The sequence below is a fragment of the Legionella nigrisilvae genome (assembly GCF_977063395.2).
In genome coordinates this window covers 782,299-798,563 of the sequence record NZ_CDRUGZ020000038.1, presented here as the reverse complement: position 1 = coordinate 798,563, position 16,265 = coordinate 782,299, and the positions used below count along the sequence as shown (strand labels likewise).

Sequence of the window (16,265 nt, the reverse complement as noted above, 5' to 3'; positions counted from 1 at the left end):
GGTATAGTAACCTAAGTTCGGGCAAGAGCTTAACTCTGAACGTGATTTCTATAAAACAATTAATTCCGAGCGCGATCTTTGCTTCACTGGCTACTACAAACTTTTAGTGCAGTTACAAATTATACATAATAAAAAACCCCATAAATGGGGTTCTTAATAAGTGGTAGCGGGGGCAGGATTTGAACCTACGACCTTCGGGTTATGAGCCCGACGAGCTACCAGGCTGCTCCACCCCGCGTCAACTGATGGCAAGTATACTGAGAGTCAGTACGCTTAGCAAGTACTTTCTTTGAAGAATCTAAATAAATATGTATTCTGGACTGGAAAACAGTTTATTTTCTAATCCAGAACAAAGATGAAGGTATCTTAGGAACCAAATGCATTCATACACGCTACAATTAAGGCGCCTGGAAATATACCTAAATACAGTAACGATAGACAATTAAGGGAAAGGACTAAAGTATTCCCCTTATTCATAACTACTGGGTCAACATGTGCCGGTGCATCAAAATACATTATTTTAACAATTCTTAAATAATAATAAGCACCAATCACCGTAAATAATAATCCCAGTACAGCCACCCACATCATTTGAGCGTCCACTAACGCTTTAAGCACAAGCAGTTTAGTAAAGAAGCCCACAGTTGGAGGCACACCGGCAAGAGAGAACATAACGATTAGCATCATAAATGCCAACCAGGGATTTCTTTTGTTAAGCCCTTTTAGATCCTCAATGCTATCTATTTCCATCCCGCGGTTAGACATTAACACAATTAAACCAAAGCCGGCAGCTGAGGTTATTGAATAAACCAAAATATAATAGAGTGCCGCAGAATATCCTGAAGCAGTTGCCGCTAAGATTCCAAATAAAGCATATCCAATATGAGAGATAGCCGAATAAGCTAATAAACGTTTTATACTGGTCTGCACTACTGCGAACAAATTCCCCAGACCTGTGGAAAGTAAAGTCATTACCAATAGAATATGTTGCCACTGCGAACTCACATCGACTAGGCCAATTGTAAGTAATCTAAATGCCATACCTAAAGCAGCAACTTTAGGTGCAGCGCTAATGAATAGGGTAACTGAAGTTGGTGCCCCCTGATATACATCGGGAGCCCACATATGGAATGGCACAGCAGCTAATTTAAAAGCAACGCCACATAGAATGAAAACTATAGCAAATGCCAGTAAGGTACTTTGCTGTTGCCAGTTCGCAGCGATGACATTTGCCACTTCGAGTAAATCAAGTTTTCCGGTTGCTCCATAAATTAAAGAAATACCATATAAAAGCATGGCAGAAGCAATTGACCCCATTACAAAATATTTCATTGCTGCTTCAGAAGCATCACTATCTGTTCTGCGAATAGCAGTCATCGCGTATAAAGGTAATGACAATAATTCTAAACCAAGGAAAATTGTGAGGAGAGAATGTGCTGAAACAAGCAGCATCATCCCTAAAGTAGAAAATAATCCTAAGATATAGTAATCCCCTGAAGGCATTTGACGCTCATCTATGTACTCTTTGGAATAGATAAAGCTCAGCAAAACCGTAATGTACATAAAGAATTTCATTAAATTCGCTATATCATCACTAATGAACAAGCCATTGAGGGTAATCACCTTATACATACCAATATAAAGAAAACTAACAACAGCAGCTAAAACTAAACCGATACAAGAGATAAAAAAGGAAATAGATTTATATCGATGCCGTAAAAATAGATCCGCAAGCAATGCAATACATGCGGTGGCGAGCACAATCATTTCCGGAATGGCTACATGGATATTTTCAAGTAATGCTGTCATATTGGTTAACCTTGATTACAATTTTGATTGACTTGCTAACGCTAGAGTATGGCTTACTGTTTGATGAATGTACTCTAGGAATGGCTTAGGATAAACACCCATAGCGATTACCATCAAAGCAAGTAAAATATAAGCACTTAACTCATAGCCCGAAAGATCTTTTAGTTCCGCAACTTTTTCATTTGCTATAGGTCCAAAAATTACTCGTTTATACATCCAAAGATTATAACCTGCTGCGGTTATTAGTGTGGTAGCCGCCCAAAATGTCACCCAAAAACCAGCTTTTAGTGACCCAAGAATTACCATAAATTCACCAACAAAACCGGAGGTTCCTGGCAAACCGGCATTCGCCATACAGAAAAGCATGAAAAATGATGCAAAAATTGGCATGGTATTCACTATCCCGCCAAAATCAGCTAAACGTCGTGTATGCATCCGATCGTAGATAAAACCTACACCGGCAAAAAGTGCACTTGAGACAAAAGCATGCGAAATCATAACGACAATGGCACCTTCTAAAATTAAGCCAGCTGCACTTAGTCCTGATTGTTTTGCAATCGCAAAAATAGCAAAACTACCTAAAGTTACAAATCCCATGTGTGAAATTGAAGAATAGGCAATTAGTCGTTTCATATCCTTTTGAATAATTGCGACTAAAGCAATATAAACGATTGCAATTAAAGATAAGGCAATCATAACCCCAGCATAACGGCTACAAGCATCTGGAACTATGGGTAAGGAGAACCGGATAAACCCGTACGCTCCAAGCTTTAATAAAATTGCAGCTAATACAACAGAGCCACCAGCTGGAGCCTCGGTATGTGCATCAGGCAACCAGGTGTGGACTGGAAACATCGGGATCTTTATTGCAAAACCAAGGAAAAATGCAATGAAAATCAATGTTTGAGCCGTCATGCTTAATTTAATAGCATAAAAAGCTTCTATACTAAATGTGCCAGCGATGAACCCCATGTATAAAAAGCTAGCTAACATGAGAACTGAACCTAAAAAGGTATATAAGAAAAATTTAATCGCAGCATAAACACGATTATCTGATCCCCAAATACCAATAATGAGGTACATAGGAATTAGGGTCGCCTCCCAGAAAATATAAAATAAGATGGCATCTAAGGCAGAGAAAACACCAACTAATAGCCCCTGCATAATCAAAAATGCAGCTAAATATTGAGAAACTCTGTTGGTAATGCTTTCCCAAGTTGCCAAGATCACCACTAAATTTGTAAAAATGCTAAGCACAATTAGGAGTAACGACATTCCATCGATGCCTAAGCTATAGCTAATACCTAGTGAAGGCATCCATGAAAATTCCTCCAAATATTGCATTCCGAGCACTTTAGGATCAAAGCCTGCAACAAGCGGGATACACAGTAGCAAACAAAGTATTACGGTAAATAATGCCAAATAACGTGAAATATTCGGGCTACGATCGTCTCCAGAGAGAAGAACAAAAACCCCGCCTATTACTGGCAACCAAATTAGTAAATTGAGCAAATAATGCATACCTTCACCCTATATTCAGCCGAGTATCAACCAGCATAAAAATCCAAGCAATCCAAAAATCATTATCGTAGCATAATGATACAGATAACCACTTTGTATAGCGCGACCTTTAGTTGATAACCATCTAACTAGTCGACTGCTGCCATTTACAACCATCCCATCGATCAATTTTTGATCACCCACACTGTAAAATACAGTTCCTATACCCTTAGATCCTTTCACAAAAACTAGATTGTTAAACGCATCAAATCCATATTTATTGAGGAGTATTTTATAAATGAGTGAAAAACGACGTGCCAAATAACCTGGGATCGTTGGTACCGCTATATAACAGAGCCAAGCTATCGCAATCCCCGCCAAAGTAATCCAAAAAGTAAGCGAGTATACTGAATGCACCATACTTGCAAAAGGTGAAGTCACTTCATGGGCAAGCTCTGCCAACACATTATGTTGAGGGAGAACAAATAAAGAAGAACTTAAAATTGTTGGATTATCAAAAAGCATAGGCATGTACAATATGTAGCCTAGAATAATTGATGGAATAGCAAGTAAAACCAGCGGCAGCCAAACCACCCATGGCGACTCATGAACATGGCTTAAAGTATGCTCATCCATACGAGGTTTGCCGTGGAATGTCATAAACAAAGATCTAAAGGTATACAGGGCAGTAACGCCAGCACCAAGAACCACACAGAAATAGGAATAACTACTTCCAGGAATCTGTGACAATTGTACCGCTTCGATAATTGTATCTTTGGAATAAAACCCTGCCAGAGGGGGTATCGCGCAAAGAGCTAGAGAACCAATTACATATGTTATGTAAGTAATGGGCATCTTGTTCCATAAACCACCCATTTTTCGCATATCTTGTTCATGGTGCATACCGATAATTACCGAACCAGCACCTAAGAATAAGAGGGCTTTAAAACATGCATGAGTAAGAAGGTGAAACATTCCTGCACTGTATGCTGATGCCCCCATTCCTACCATCATATATCCTAATTGAGACAGCGTTGAATAGGCGACTACTCGTTTAATGTCATTCATTGTGAGTGCTAAAATTCCTGTAAAGAGTGCACCTGTTGCTCCTATCACAAGAACTACGCTTAATGCGGTTGTAGAAAATTCGATTAGAGGTGAAATACGCGCAATCATAAATACACCAGCCGTGACCATTGTCGCAGCGTGAATCAATGCAGAGATAGGAGTCGGACCTTCCATTGATTCAGGTAGCCACACATGTAACGGTACTTGTGCAGATTTACCCATAGCACCTACGTATAAAGCTAAACATATTACCGTGACTAAAGACCAAGGATGACCTTGAAACAGTTCAATATTCTGACTTGTAAGATAGTTAACGCTCTTGAAAACAGTTTCGTAATCAATACTACCCGTGTAGGCAAATACCAGGGCAATCCCTAAGAGAAAACCAAAGTCACCCACGCGGTTGACGAGAAAAGCTTTAAGACTACCCTCAATAGCTGATTCTTTTTGATACCAGAAACCAATAAGCAAATAAGAAACTAGACCAACACCTTCCCAACCAAAGAATAATTGTAAGAAATTATTTGCACTGACTAACATCAGCATCATAAAAGTAAACAATGAAATGTAGCTGAAAAAACGCTGGTATCCATCGTCATCGGCCATATATCCAATACTGTAAATATGCACCAACAAAGAGACAAAATTAACAGTCACTAGCATCACAGTACTTAAAGGATCAATCAGAAAACCAATGTTAAATTCAAATGGAAGAATTAAGCCACCAGTCGCCCAGTGATAAAGCACAGTGCTCTCAGTCGGCATGGCGCCAGAAAAGATTTGCCAAGCCACATAGAGGGATGCAATAAAAGATATTGTAACGCCTAGGATAGTGGCTGAATGTGCCCCGACTCGTCCAATTTGATTACGGAAAAAACCAGCAATTATAGAGCCAGCCAAGGGAGTTAAAACGATTATTAGACAAAGTTGTTGGATACTCACAATGTTAACCTTTTAAATGATTCATCTTATCTACGTTAATGTTACCTCTATTTCTATAAAGCAACATCACTATGGCTAATCCTATTGCTGCTTCTGCGGCAGCAACCGTTAAAATAAAAAAGACATAAACTTGACCGCTAATTTCGTTATAGTAGTGGGAAAATGCGACAAAATTAGTATTCACTGCAAGTAACATCAATTCGATACATACCAGCAATAAAATGATATTCCGACGATTCATCATTATGCCAATAAGACCAAAACCGAATATAATGGCCCCCAGAATTAAGTAATTATTTACTGGTATCATCTAGAAATCCCCAACATTATTTTTCTGTTTTCATATTAATTAATTCCACCCGATCGCTTCTACGTGTCAGGATCTGTTGTTTCACATCCTGCCGTTTCGATTTTCTGGGACCTCTATGGACTAGGGTAATTGCTGAAATAATGGCGATTAATAACAGCACAGCTGCAATTTCAAAAGCCAGTAAATAATCTGTATATAAAACCATGCCCAAGGCTTCCGTATTTGACCGGGGTGCTTCAAGTTTGTTTTGTGTTGCATTCATTAACTGGGTACTAATCATAGGATTGCTTTGCGTCTCAACATTCGACTTAAACGTACCTGCTGGAATAGATACCATTAATAGTCCAGTTAAAAGAGCAACCAGAATTAAACCAAAGGGTAAATAGCGTCTGTAATGGTTTTTAATTACTTCCACATCAATATTAAGCATCATTACGACGAACAGAAACAATGTCATTACCGCACCCACATATACAAGCACCAAAATTAGGGCAAGAAACTCTGCTTCTGCAAGGATCCATAATCCTGCACTCGCAATGAAGGTAAGTACAAGAAATAAAACGCTGCGTACAGGATTATCTTGAATAATTACCATAAAGGCAGCGCCTACGGCTATGGCCGCAAAGATATAGAAAATAGTTTGAACTAATAATTCATGCATACTGCACCCCGTTATCGGTATTTTTCATCAGCAGCTCTATCTGCTGCAAGTCTGGGCTCCAACAAATCGCCAAGGGCTAGGAGCTTTTCTTTCGTCATAATATTTTGGCCACGCTCACTAATATGATAATGATGCACTGGTGTTACTACGATGGAATCCACAGGGCAAGACTCTTCGCATAATCCGCAGTTAATGCATTTAAATACATCAATATCATATCGTGTGGTGCGACGAGATCCATCTTCGCGTGGTTCTGACTCAATAGTTATAGCAAGTGCAGGACAAACTGCTTCACATAATTTGCAAGCAATACAACGTTCTTCGCCATTTGGATAACGTCGTAAAGCCAGTGCGCCTCTAAAACGAGGTGAAATTGGAGTTTGTTCCTCAGGAAACTGGACCGTTATTTTTTTCTTAAAAAAATATTTACCAGTTAACTTTAGACCCTGCAATAATTCTATAAAAAGAAAACTGCGTACGTAGTATTTAATAAATTGATATGCTTTTTTCATCGGCTTCTCTATTAATCATTAAAACCAAGGTTTCACATGTGTAACAACCATTAGCGCAGTTACAATAATCCAAACAATGGTGACCGGAATAAGTACCTTCCAACCTAAACGCATAAGCTGGTCATAACGATAACGAGGAAAAGTTGCTCTTATCCATAAATATACATATAGGAAAAAGCAGACTTTCACGATTAACCAAACAAAGCCGGGTACAATAAAAAATATATTTTCTAAAAATGGAATACCTTCAAATGGTGACATCCAGCCACCCAGAAACAGAATACTAAGCAGCATAGAAATAAGAATCATACTCGCATATTCTGATAAGAAAAATAATGCGAAGCCTATCCCTGAATACTCTACGTGGAATCCAGCAACAATTTCAGACTCACCTTCGGCTAAGTCGAATGGTGCTCGGTTGGTTTCAGCAATTCCTGCTATCCAAAAAACAAAAAATAGAGGCAAGAGAGGAATAAACCACCAATGTAAAATTCCTCCTCTTTGTGAGTTTACAATGTCGGTAAGATTCATACTTCCAGCAGCCAACAGTACTCCAACTAAAGCAAAGCCCATTGCAATTTCATAGGATACGGTTTGCGCAGTACTTCTTAATGCACCAAACATTGCGTATTTGGAGTTAGACGCCCATCCTGCGATAAGCACTCCATAAACTCCAAGAGAACTCATTGCGAAAATATAAAGAACACCTGCATTAATATTTGCTAAAACCATGCCTTCCTGAAAAGGAATGACTGCCCAACCTGCCAAAGCAGGAACTAGAGCAAATAATGGGGCGGCCACAAAAAGATATTTATTAGAGCGGGTTGGGATAATAATTTCTTTAGTAATTAGTTTAATCAAATCCGCTATCGGTTGGAGCAACCCCCGTATACCCACGCGGTTGGGTCCTATGCGTGCTTGTATATACCCAATAACTTTACGCTCTGCATAGATTAAATATGCAACACATAATAGTAAGGGAACTACGATTACTAATATTTTAATGATGACCCAAATTAATATGCTAATATCTTGCAGCATTTTTTTACCTGCCTAGCGCTTAATAGTTATTGCAGCAAATGAATGGCCTAAATCCACCGTTTCAGGCATCGCGTTTGCTACCCATACAACATCTGCCGCAATGCGTTCATCACGTTTAAGCGGCAATGTTATCTCAATATCTCCCTGAGATACAGTAGCAACATCTTCTAATTTCAATCGATCCGCTGTTGTCGGATTTATGCGTATACACGCTACTTCAGCAGCAGCGCAAAATTGCAACTCTTTAGCATTCCTAACAATTGCATCGCTACGATAAAGCGGCCATTCGCCCACACGAATCAACGATTGATTAATTAGAGGCAAACTCTCAGGATAAAAGGGCTTATATTCTTGTTCCATTGTGATTGCAACACTATTTTTAATTTCTGACAAAACCTCTTCAGTTGATAAATATTCAAAACCTTCGCAATGCAGTAAATTAGCAAGAACCCGCAAGACTTTCCAGGCAGGTCGAGCCTCACCATGAGGTGATAACGCACCTTTTACTGTTTGCCAAGTATTATCAACATTAATGTATGTTCCTGAAGTTTCAGCATAGGGAGCAATTGGTAAAATGACATCCGCATAATCCAGCATTGACTCATGATTGTAAGCAGACATTAATACAACAAACTCTGCACCGAGCATTGATTGTCTTGCGCCGTAAGGATTTGCAAAATCAAAACCCGGTTCTACGCCCATTAAAAAATAGGCTTTCAATTTGGCATTTAATGCAGCTTGCACATCCATCCCGGGGGCTGAATCGGCTTTTCCTGCAGTGGTGCGATGAGGAACCATGCCTGCGATCCAAGCGCCAGCAGCATTTGCCCCCTGAGTCAGGCGCAATACTTTAGCTCCACTTAATTTTTCAATATGAAACATCAAGGTACGCAATAACGCCGCTTCAGGGTGATTTTCACAAAGAGCACCGGTAATTAAGCATGCTTTTTCTTCTTTTAATGCTTTGGCCACGTTTTGAGTTGCTTTATCCAACTCAAGACCTATTAATAATTTTTGCACTTCTGCGGGTAAAGTTTTGATGTCACCAGTCAATGCTAAAGCAAGCTTGGCGAGTTGCATTGGCATTTCTAAAGGTGAAACAATAAAGCGCTCTTGGAGATCAAAACGATATTCAAAATCTACGGGATTTATTGCGTAAATCTTTGCTCCATTACGGAATGCCTTACGAACTCGCACTCCAGCTAAAGGTACTTCACGATCAATGTTACATCCAATTAGGACTATGGTATTTTGATGTTCTACTTCGGAATAGGGCAAGGAACTTTGAGGTGAAGTTGCTTGGTGTTGTTGATCTCTAAAGTCTACCTGTTGCAACCTGTGATCCAGATTGTGAACACCGATTTCACGCATTAATTTTTGTAATAAATACAGTTCTTCTAATGTAGAAGAACTTGAGGCAAAAGCCGCAACTTGCTCAGCGCCATTTTGTTTTATGACTCGCGCCAGCCCTTCGGCGGTATATTTTAAAGCCGTCTCCCAATCCACAACTTCCCACTGCCCATTACGCTTAATCTGTGGCTGGCTTGCTCTTGATGAACTTTTTAATCCTAAATAGCTAAATCGATCTCTATCTGCCAACCAAGTTTCGTTAATTGTTTCATTTTCTTTAGGAACAACCCGCATTAACTCATTTCGACGAGTATGAAGATAGATATTTGAACCGAGGCAATCATGAGGCGCTACACCATCATGTTGAGTTAGTTCCCATGCTCTAGCAGTAAAACGAAATGGTTTTGACGTTAATGCCCCAACGGGACATAAATCAATAATATTACCAGAAACTTCTGACTTCATGCTGTGTTGCACATAAGTACCAATTTGCATGTGCTCGCCTCGGCCAGTCGCACCTAACTCTCTCAACCCAGCAATTTCTTCACCGAAACGGACACAACGAGTACAATGAATACAACGGGTCATTTCAGTTGAAATCAGTGTACCCAAATTATCATCGTCCACTGAACGTTTGTTTTCTGTATACTGGGACTCATCTGCCCCGTAGCCCATGGATATGTCTTGTAATTCACATTCCCCGCCCTGATCACAGATTGGGCAATCAAGCGGATGGTTAATAAGAAGGAATTCCATAACTACTTTTTGTGAATGTAACGCTTCCTTCGATTTGGTAAATACCTTCATGCCATTTGTAATTGGAGTCGCACAAGCAGGAACTGGCTTACGGCCATTTTCCACTTCAACTAAACACATGCGACAATTGGCAGCCACGGACAATTTTTTATGATAACAAAACCGTGGGATATGAATACCTGCTTCATCGGCAACTTCGATTATCATTTTGCCGTTTTCTGCTTCAAATGTTTTACCGTCGATTTCAATAGTAGTTGTCATGGGTCAAACCTTTTTAATTATGCTGCGAAGATTGAGCGTTTATGCTTCACGAAATATTCAAATTCATCGCGGAAATGCTTCACAAAACTTTGTACTGGCCAAGCTGCTGCCTCACCTAATGCACAAATAGTGCGTCCTTCGATATTGTTCGCAACATTGACTAATTTCTCTACATCTCCAGGTTCACCATGCCCATCCTTAATGCGATGTAGTAAACGGACTAGCCAACCAGTGCCCTCCCGGCATGGAGTACATTGGCCACAAGACTCATCCATGTAAAACTCGGAAATGCGATAGAGTGCATCAACCATACAGGTTGTTTCATCCATAATAATCACAGCACCCGAACCTAATCCTGATCCTGCTTTTTGGATACTGTCATAATCCATATCTAGACCCATCATCACCTCACCAGGTAAAACAGGCATGGAAGTACCCCCGGGAATTACTGCTTTAATTTTACGACCTTTTGAAACCCCACCTGCTAATTCAAGTAGCGTTTTAAAGGGGGTCCCCAAAGGGATTTCGAAATTTCCAGGTTTATTAACGTGACCACTCACACTAAAACATTTGGCTCCGCCATTATTGGGCTTGCCTATTTTTAAAAACCACTCCCCACCTTTTTCCATAATGACCGGAACAGAGGCAAAAGTCTCAGTATTATTTATCGTTGTAGGCTTCCCGTATAAGCCATAGTTAGCAGGAAAGGGAGGCTTAAATCTGGGCTGACCTTTTTTTCCTTCAAGGGAATTGAGCAATGCGGTCTCTTCACCGCAAATGTAGGCCCCAGCACCTAAATGATTATATAAATCGAAGTCAATACCTGTACCTAAAATATTCTTACCTAATAAACCAGCTTCATAAGCTTCTTTTAGTGCGGCTTCAGTACGCTCATAGGGCAACCAAAACTCACCGCGGATGTAATTATATCCAACAGTAGCACCCATGGTATATCCAGCAATAGCCATACCCTCTATAAGCTGGTGTGGATTCAATGTAAGTATTTCGCGATCCTTACACGTACCTGGCTCACCTTCGTCTGAATTACAAACTACATATTTTTGTACTGGAGTATTACGATTCATAAAACTCCATTTCAATCCAGTCGGGAATCCTGCTCCTCCTCGACCACGCAAGGCAGAGGTTTTTAACTCATCAATTATTAATTGTGGAGAAGTTTGCTCTTTTAATATTTTTCTCCATGCACTATATCCACCCACACTCTCATAAGCAGATAGTGTCCAAGGCTCTGGTAGATGAAATGTTCGATAACAAACTTGATTTAATTCAACCACGGCAACCACCTCTATCTTTTATTGGTATTGTTCCAACACTTTATCTATAGATTCAGGAGTCAGATTCTCATGATAATCCTTGTCCACCTGCATCATCGGCGCATTAACACAAGCGCCTAAACATTCAACGGATCTTAAAGTAAAGCGCCCATCATCTGTGGTCCCACCTAATTTTATACCCAACTTTTTTTCCAAGTGTTCGACAACCGCAGCCGAATCACGCAGCATACAAGAAATATTGGTACATACATTTATCGAGTGTCTTCCAACTTGTGTGTGTTCGTACATAGTATAGAAACTCGCAACCTCATATACGGAAATAGGAGGCATCTCAAGATAATCAGCTACAGCATCCATTAATTCTGTAGTCAGGTGACCATGCTCTTCTTGCACGATTCGTAGCGCACTCATCACAGCGGATTGCTTCTGATCTTTAGGATATTTAGCTATCCAATGATCGATGTCCTTTATTCTTTGAGCTGACACCAATTGATTTAATTTTTTTGCTGAATTATCAGACATTTCTAAACCTTTATTAATTTAAATTGCTATTTTTGGAATGTCATTTTAAATAATTGTAAACTGACAGATCAAAATTAACGATCTATTTCACCAAATACTATATCCTGACTCGCTAAAATCGCCACACCATCAGCGATCATATGTCCTCTAGTCATTGCATCATAGCTCGACAAGTGAGCAAATCCAGGAGCACGAATCTTTAATCTGTAGGGTTTATTCGCCCCATCAGATACCATATAAATACCAAACTCACCTTTAGGAGCCTCAACGGCACTATATACTTCCCCACGGGGTAAACAAAAACCTTCAGTAAACAATTTGAAATGATGGATTAATGCCTCCATATCTTCTTTCATTTCTACGCGGCGTGGTGGTGTGATTTTGTGATCATCAATACGCACTGGTCCAGGATTTGCTCTGAGCCACTCGATACATTGTCTAATAATTCGATTTGATTGCCTTAGTTCTTCAACACGGACTAAATAACGATCATAACAATCTCCAGTTTTACCAACTGGGATATCGAAATCCACGCGATCATAGGCTGCATAGCTCTGTTTTTTTCGCAAGTCCCACGCGACACCAGAGCCGCGAAGCATTGGACCTGTAAATCCCCATTGCAATGCTTCTTCAGGGGAAACAACACCAATATCTACTGTTCGTTGTTTCCAAATTCTATTGTCAGTTAATAAGGTTTCATATTCATCAACACAACGGGGGAACCGCTCGGTAAAGGACCAGAGGAAGTCTAGTAGACTGCCGCTGCGCTCCTCATTGAGCTTATCCACTTCTCGTTCGTTATGCCATCTTGACGCTTTATACTTAGGCATAGAGTCGGGCAAGTCTCGTGCAACACCCCCAGGTCGATAATAGGTAGCGTGCATTCGAGCCCCAGATACTGCCTCATAACAATCAAATAAATCTTCACGTTCTCTGAAACAATATAAAAATACGGTCATCGCACCGATATCCAGTGCGATAGCACCCAACCACAGCAAATGATTTAGAATACGCGTTACTTCATCAAACATCGTACGGATATATTGAGCTCGAATTGGTGCATCGATATCTAAAAGTTTCTCAATGGCACGTACATAAGCATGTTCGTTACACATCATAGACACGTAGTCTAGTCTATCCATATAACCAATACTTTGAATATAAGGTTTTGTTTCTGCTAATTTTTCTGTGGCTCTATGCAGTAATCCTATGTGTGGATCTGCGCGAACAATGGTTTCACCTTCAAGCTCAAGAACTAAACGTAATACTCCATGAGCTGCAGGATGTTGTGGACCAAAGTTTAAAGTATAATTCTTTAATTCAATCATTCTTCGCCCCTTTTATCATCAATATACCGGTTATCATTCCGAATAACCTTGGGCACTAAAATTCTGGGTTCAATATCCACTGGAGCGTATATGACCTTTTCTAATTTTGCGTCATAACGCATTTCAACATGACCACTGAGAGGAAAATCTTTACGGAATGGATGTCCGATAAATCCATAATCTGTCAAAATACGTCTTAAGTCCGGATGGCCTTCAAATAAAATACCATATAAATCATAAGCCTCGCGCTCAAACCAATTCGCGCCTTTCCACAAATGATGCACAGAAGGAACAATTAGATGAGCCTCATCAAGAAATACCTTCACACGTAATCGATGATTCAATTTTGTTGAGAGTAAATGATAAACTACAGCAAAACGGGGTTTACTTAGAGCATAAACTTTTGCTTCTTGACGTTCTACACCGCGAGAAAATCCACTTTCAGTTGCTGAATCTGTTTCCCAATCATACTCACCGTAAAGCAAATAATCCACAGCGCAAAGGTCAATCAGCTGATCAAAACAAAAGGCTTCCAGATCACGTAGTTCCAACATAATTGCTTTTAAATTTGCTGAGTCACACTCAATAGTTACTTCATTATAAGCAATACTAATTTCATTAAATTGGCTCGCCAATTCGCTTTTGAGTTGTTCAACCAAATAATCATTTTTTGTTGTCATCTGTTTGCACCTTTGATGATCTTAAGCTTCTAAGATTTTTTTATGCCTGATTTTGTTCTGCAATTGAATAATTCCATACAGCAGTGCTTCAGCAGTTGGAGGACAACCTGGTACATATACATCTACTGGGACAATGCGATCACATCCACGAACTACGGAGTAAGAGTAATGATAATACCCACCGCCGTTCGCACAAGAGCCCATGGAGATAACCCAACGAGGTTCAGGCATTTGATCATAAACTTTACGCAAAGCAGGAGCCATTTTATTACACAGGGTCCCTGCAACAATCATCACGTCTGATTGACGTGGACTTGGACGAAAAATAATTCCGAACCGATCCAAATCATAACGTGCAGCACCCACGTGCATCATTTCAACAGCACAACATGCCAATCCAAAAGTCATAGGCCACATAGAACCACTACGTGCCCATCCGAGAAGTTTCTCGACTGAAGTCGTTACAAAGCCACTTTTTTGCAATTCTGCAACCGCCATAGCTAGCCTCTAAGCAGTTAAATATTAATAAAAAAAGTACCACCTCTGATTGTTTCTTCTTAGGAAGTAACAATCAGAAGTGACTTATTGCACACCTTAAATTATTCCCACTCTAGTGCGCCTCGTTTCCATTCATAAATAAAACCAATAACTAATAATCCTAAAAACAACATCATTCCTGCAAAACCAAACCAGCCAATTTTACGTAAAGCTAAAGCCCATGGAAAGAAAAACGCAGTTTCCAAATCAAAAATAATAAATAAAATGGCTACAAGATAAAAGCGAACATCAAATGGAATATGAGAACTCTCGAATGCACCAAATCCACACTCATATGGAGAATTCTTAGAGCTATCAGGGTTGTGCTTTGACAAAAGGGAACCAGCCCCTATCATTGCTACGCCCAATGCCAATCCGATAATTATAAAAATAAGAACAGGTAAATATTGAGATAGCATTTTTTCACCTTGCACGGATTAAAATGGTGCCGAAGGCCGGACTCGAACCGGCACGGCTTTCGCCACCGCCCCCTCAAGACGGCGTGTCTACCAATTCCACCACTTCGGCATATTCTTTAATAATTATTTACTTCTCTAATCCCTCTGAGTACTTAAGTACAAAGAGAAGATTCTTATTTATTTCTTATTGTTATCAACCGGTACAGGAATTGAACTCGCAGGTACACTAGTCTGAGGAATTATTTGCTGATCTGCTTTTTGATATTGGACAGACACCAAATAAGATAACAATAAGCTGGTGATAAAAAAGGTTATTGCCAAACCACCAGTTAATTTAAATAAAAATCCGCCTGTCCCTTGGCTACCAAATAAAGTATTTGAAGCGCCTGATCCAAAAGCTGCACCAATATCGGCGCCTTTACCATGTTGGATGAGCACTAAGCCTATTAAGACTACAGCAACGATTACATGAATCATTAATATCAATTGATACATTTCACAATTTCCACAAACTGTTTCGCGTTCAACGATGCGCCTCCTACCAAGCCACCATCTACATCTGGCATGGCAAATAATGCTCTGGCATTGTTTTCATTCACACTTCCCCCATATAAAAGGGGTAAACGTCCAGCATCGCTATGATTTATCTCTGCAACCAGCTTTCTAATAAACTGATGTACTTCCTGTGCTTGTTCGGGTGAAGCAGTTTTTCCTGTGCCTATTGCCCAAACGGGTTCGTAAGCTACAACACAATCACGAAAACAATTTTTGTCTTGCTCACTTACTGCAAGTAATTGTTTAGCAATGACCTGCTCTGTTTGCCCTTTTTCACGCTCAACTAGCGTTTCACCGACGCAAAGAACCGGTATCATATCATGTTCTTTTACATGGTGGAATTTTTGCGCTACAAAATTTTCATCTTCATGAAAAAAATGTCTTCGCTCAGAGTGTCCCACCAATACATAGCGACAGTTAAAATCTTTTAACATAGGCGCTGATATTTCTCCGGTATACGCTCCAAAGTCCTTTGGATATACATTCTGGGCACCTACTTCAATATTACATTCAGCAAGTATATCCCTGACTTGTGGAATATAAATTACTGGAGGTATGATTATAACTTGGACATCATTAATAGAATTCAGTGATTGTTTAAGTTCATTACTTAATTGAATCACTTGCTGCAGCTGACCATTCATTTTCCAGTTGCCCGCAACTATCTTGTGCCTCATTAGTACACCCCCTCGTTCCAATTGCGGACTATACCCAAACTC

General features: G+C 39.9%; 16 protein-coding genes and 2 tRNA genes. All 18 read right to left on the bottom strand.

Annotation, left to right across the window (positions count from 1 at the left end; all coding sequences use genetic code 11):
* Positions 1-161: 161 nt before the first annotated feature.
* Positions 162-238, bottom strand: a tRNA-Met gene (locus tag ACWTE2_RS25885).
* 128 nt (positions 239-366) lie between these two features.
* Positions 367-1,809 carry an NADH-quinone oxidoreductase subunit NuoN gene (nuoN, locus tag ACWTE2_RS25880; RefSeq protein WP_454785005.1) on the bottom strand — a complete coding sequence of 481 codons (1,443 nt, stop codon included), beginning with the start codon at positions 1,807-1,809 and terminating at the stop codon, positions 367-369.
* A gap of 15 nt (positions 1,810-1,824) precedes the next feature.
* The gene (locus tag ACWTE2_RS25875; RefSeq protein ID WP_182392345.1) at positions 1,825-3,330 is read right to left on the bottom strand and encodes a complex I subunit 4 family protein; all 1,506 of its coding nucleotides are present in this window, start codon (positions 3,328-3,330) and stop codon (positions 1,825-1,827) included.
* 15 nt (positions 3,331-3,345) lie between these two features.
* Positions 3,346-5,319, bottom strand: a complete 1,974-nt coding sequence (gene nuoL, locus ACWTE2_RS25870; protein ID WP_454785004.1) for an NADH-quinone oxidoreductase subunit L — start codon at positions 5,317-5,319, stop codon at positions 3,346-3,348.
* A gap of 4 nt (positions 5,320-5,323) precedes the next feature.
* Positions 5,324-5,629 carry an NADH-quinone oxidoreductase subunit NuoK gene (gene nuoK / locus ACWTE2_RS25865; RefSeq protein WP_182392343.1) on the bottom strand — a complete coding sequence of 102 codons (306 nt, stop codon included), beginning with the start codon at positions 5,627-5,629 and terminating at the stop codon, positions 5,324-5,326.
* 16 nt (positions 5,630-5,645) lie between these two features.
* Positions 5,646-6,290 (bottom strand): NADH-quinone oxidoreductase subunit J, encoded by a 645-nt coding sequence (locus tag ACWTE2_RS25860; RefSeq protein ID WP_454785003.1) that lies wholly within the window; start codon positions 6,288-6,290, stop codon positions 5,646-5,648.
* 11 nt (positions 6,291-6,301) lie between these two features.
* Positions 6,302-6,802: an NADH-quinone oxidoreductase subunit NuoI gene (gene nuoI / locus ACWTE2_RS25855; RefSeq protein ID WP_182392341.1), complete on the bottom strand. Its 501-nt coding sequence runs from the start codon at positions 6,800-6,802 to the stop codon at positions 6,302-6,304.
* An 18-nt stretch (positions 6,803-6,820) separates the two neighbouring features.
* Positions 6,821-7,843 carry an NADH-quinone oxidoreductase subunit NuoH gene (nuoH, locus tag ACWTE2_RS25850; protein ID WP_182392340.1) on the bottom strand — a complete coding sequence of 341 codons (1,023 nt, stop codon included), beginning with the start codon at positions 7,841-7,843 and terminating at the stop codon, positions 6,821-6,823.
* Between the two features lie 12 nt (positions 7,844-7,855).
* On the bottom strand, positions 7,856-10,210 hold the full coding sequence (gene nuoG / locus ACWTE2_RS25845) for an NADH-quinone oxidoreductase subunit NuoG (RefSeq protein WP_454785002.1): 2,355 nt from the start codon (positions 10,208-10,210) through the stop codon (positions 7,856-7,858).
* A 17-nt stretch (positions 10,211-10,227) separates the two neighbouring features.
* Positions 10,228-11,505, bottom strand: a complete 1,278-nt coding sequence (nuoF, locus tag ACWTE2_RS25840) for an NADH-quinone oxidoreductase subunit NuoF (protein WP_454785001.1) — start codon at positions 11,503-11,505, stop codon at positions 10,228-10,230.
* Positions 11,506-11,523: 18 nt separating this feature from the next.
* A complete protein-coding gene (gene nuoE / locus ACWTE2_RS25835) occupies positions 11,524-12,027 on the bottom strand; it encodes an NADH-quinone oxidoreductase subunit NuoE (RefSeq protein ID WP_182392337.1) in 504 nt (167 codons plus the stop codon).
* Between the two features lie 74 nt (positions 12,028-12,101).
* Positions 12,102-13,355 (bottom strand): NADH-quinone oxidoreductase subunit D, encoded by a 1,254-nt coding sequence (locus ACWTE2_RS25830; RefSeq protein WP_182392336.1) that lies wholly within the window; start codon positions 13,353-13,355, stop codon positions 12,102-12,104.
* The gene (locus ACWTE2_RS25825; RefSeq protein ID WP_454785000.1) at positions 13,352-14,035 is read right to left on the bottom strand and encodes an NADH-quinone oxidoreductase subunit C; all 684 of its coding nucleotides are present in this window, start codon (positions 14,033-14,035) and stop codon (positions 13,352-13,354) included. The genes ACWTE2_RS25830 and ACWTE2_RS25825 overlap by 4 nt, the downstream gene beginning before the upstream one ends.
* Before the next feature lie 21 nt (positions 14,036-14,056).
* Positions 14,057-14,533, bottom strand: a complete 477-nt coding sequence (locus ACWTE2_RS25820; RefSeq protein WP_019232910.1) for a NuoB/complex I 20 kDa subunit family protein — start codon at positions 14,531-14,533, stop codon at positions 14,057-14,059.
* 101 nt (positions 14,534-14,634) lie between these two features.
* The gene (locus ACWTE2_RS25815) at positions 14,635-14,991 is read right to left on the bottom strand and encodes an NADH-quinone oxidoreductase subunit A (RefSeq protein WP_182392334.1); all 357 of its coding nucleotides are present in this window, start codon (positions 14,989-14,991) and stop codon (positions 14,635-14,637) included.
* A 24-nt stretch (positions 14,992-15,015) separates the two neighbouring features.
* Positions 15,016-15,100 (bottom strand) — tRNA-Leu (locus ACWTE2_RS25810).
* Between the two features lie 68 nt (positions 15,101-15,168).
* The gene (secG, locus tag ACWTE2_RS25805; protein ID WP_454784999.1) at positions 15,169-15,486 is read right to left on the bottom strand and encodes a preprotein translocase subunit SecG; all 318 of its coding nucleotides are present in this window, start codon (positions 15,484-15,486) and stop codon (positions 15,169-15,171) included.
* The gene (gene tpiA / locus ACWTE2_RS25800) at positions 15,474-16,223 is read right to left on the bottom strand and encodes a triose-phosphate isomerase (protein ID WP_454784998.1); all 750 of its coding nucleotides are present in this window, start codon (positions 16,221-16,223) and stop codon (positions 15,474-15,476) included. The genes secG and tpiA overlap by 13 nt, the downstream gene beginning before the upstream one ends.
* Between the last annotated feature and the right edge of the window lie 42 nt (positions 16,224-16,265).

Bases quoted from the DNA above. Each gene is read 5' to 3' on its own strand.
- ACWTE2_RS25815 (WP_182392334.1), bottom strand. From the start codon at position 14,991: ATGCTATCTCAATATTTACCTGTTCTTATTTTTATAATTATCGGATTG.
- nuoN (WP_454785005.1), bottom strand. From the start codon at position 1,809: ATGACAGCATTACTTGAAAATATCCATGTAGCCATTCCGGAAATGATT.
- nuoE (WP_182392337.1), bottom strand. From the start codon at position 12,027: ATGTCTGATAATTCAGCAAAAAAATTAAATCAATTGGTGTCAGCTCAA.
- nuoG (WP_454785002.1), bottom strand. From the start codon at position 10,210: ATGACAACTACTATTGAAATCGACGGTAAAACATTTGAAGCAGAAAAC.
- nuoK (WP_182392343.1), bottom strand. From the start codon at position 5,629: ATGATACCAGTAAATAATTACTTAATTCTGGGGGCCATTATATTCGGT.
- ACWTE2_RS25875 (WP_182392345.1), bottom strand. From the start codon at position 3,330: ATGCATTATTTGCTCAATTTACTAATTTGGTTGCCAGTAATAGGCGGG.
- ACWTE2_RS25820 (WP_019232910.1), bottom strand. From the start codon at position 14,533: ATGGCGGTTGCAGAATTGCAAAAAAGTGGCTTTGTAACGACTTCAGTC.
- ACWTE2_RS25860 (WP_454785003.1), bottom strand. From the start codon at position 6,290: ATGCATGAATTATTAGTTCAAACTATTTTCTATATCTTTGCGGCCATA.
- secG (WP_454784999.1), bottom strand. From the start codon at position 15,486: ATGTATCAATTGATATTAATGATTCATGTAATCGTTGCTGTAGTCTTA.
- nuoI (WP_182392341.1), bottom strand. From the start codon at position 6,802: ATGAAAAAAGCATATCAATTTATTAAATACTACGTACGCAGTTTTCTT.
- ACWTE2_RS25830 (WP_182392336.1), bottom strand. From the start codon at position 13,355: ATGATTGAATTAAAGAATTATACTTTAAACTTTGGTCCACAACATCCT.
- tpiA (WP_454784998.1), bottom strand. From the start codon at position 16,223: ATGAGGCACAAGATAGTTGCGGGCAACTGGAAAATGAATGGTCAGCTG.
- nuoH (WP_182392340.1), bottom strand. From the start codon at position 7,843: ATGCTGCAAGATATTAGCATATTAATTTGGGTCATCATTAAAATATTA.
- ACWTE2_RS25825 (WP_454785000.1), bottom strand. From the start codon at position 14,035: ATGACAACAAAAAATGATTATTTGGTTGAACAACTCAAAAGCGAATTG.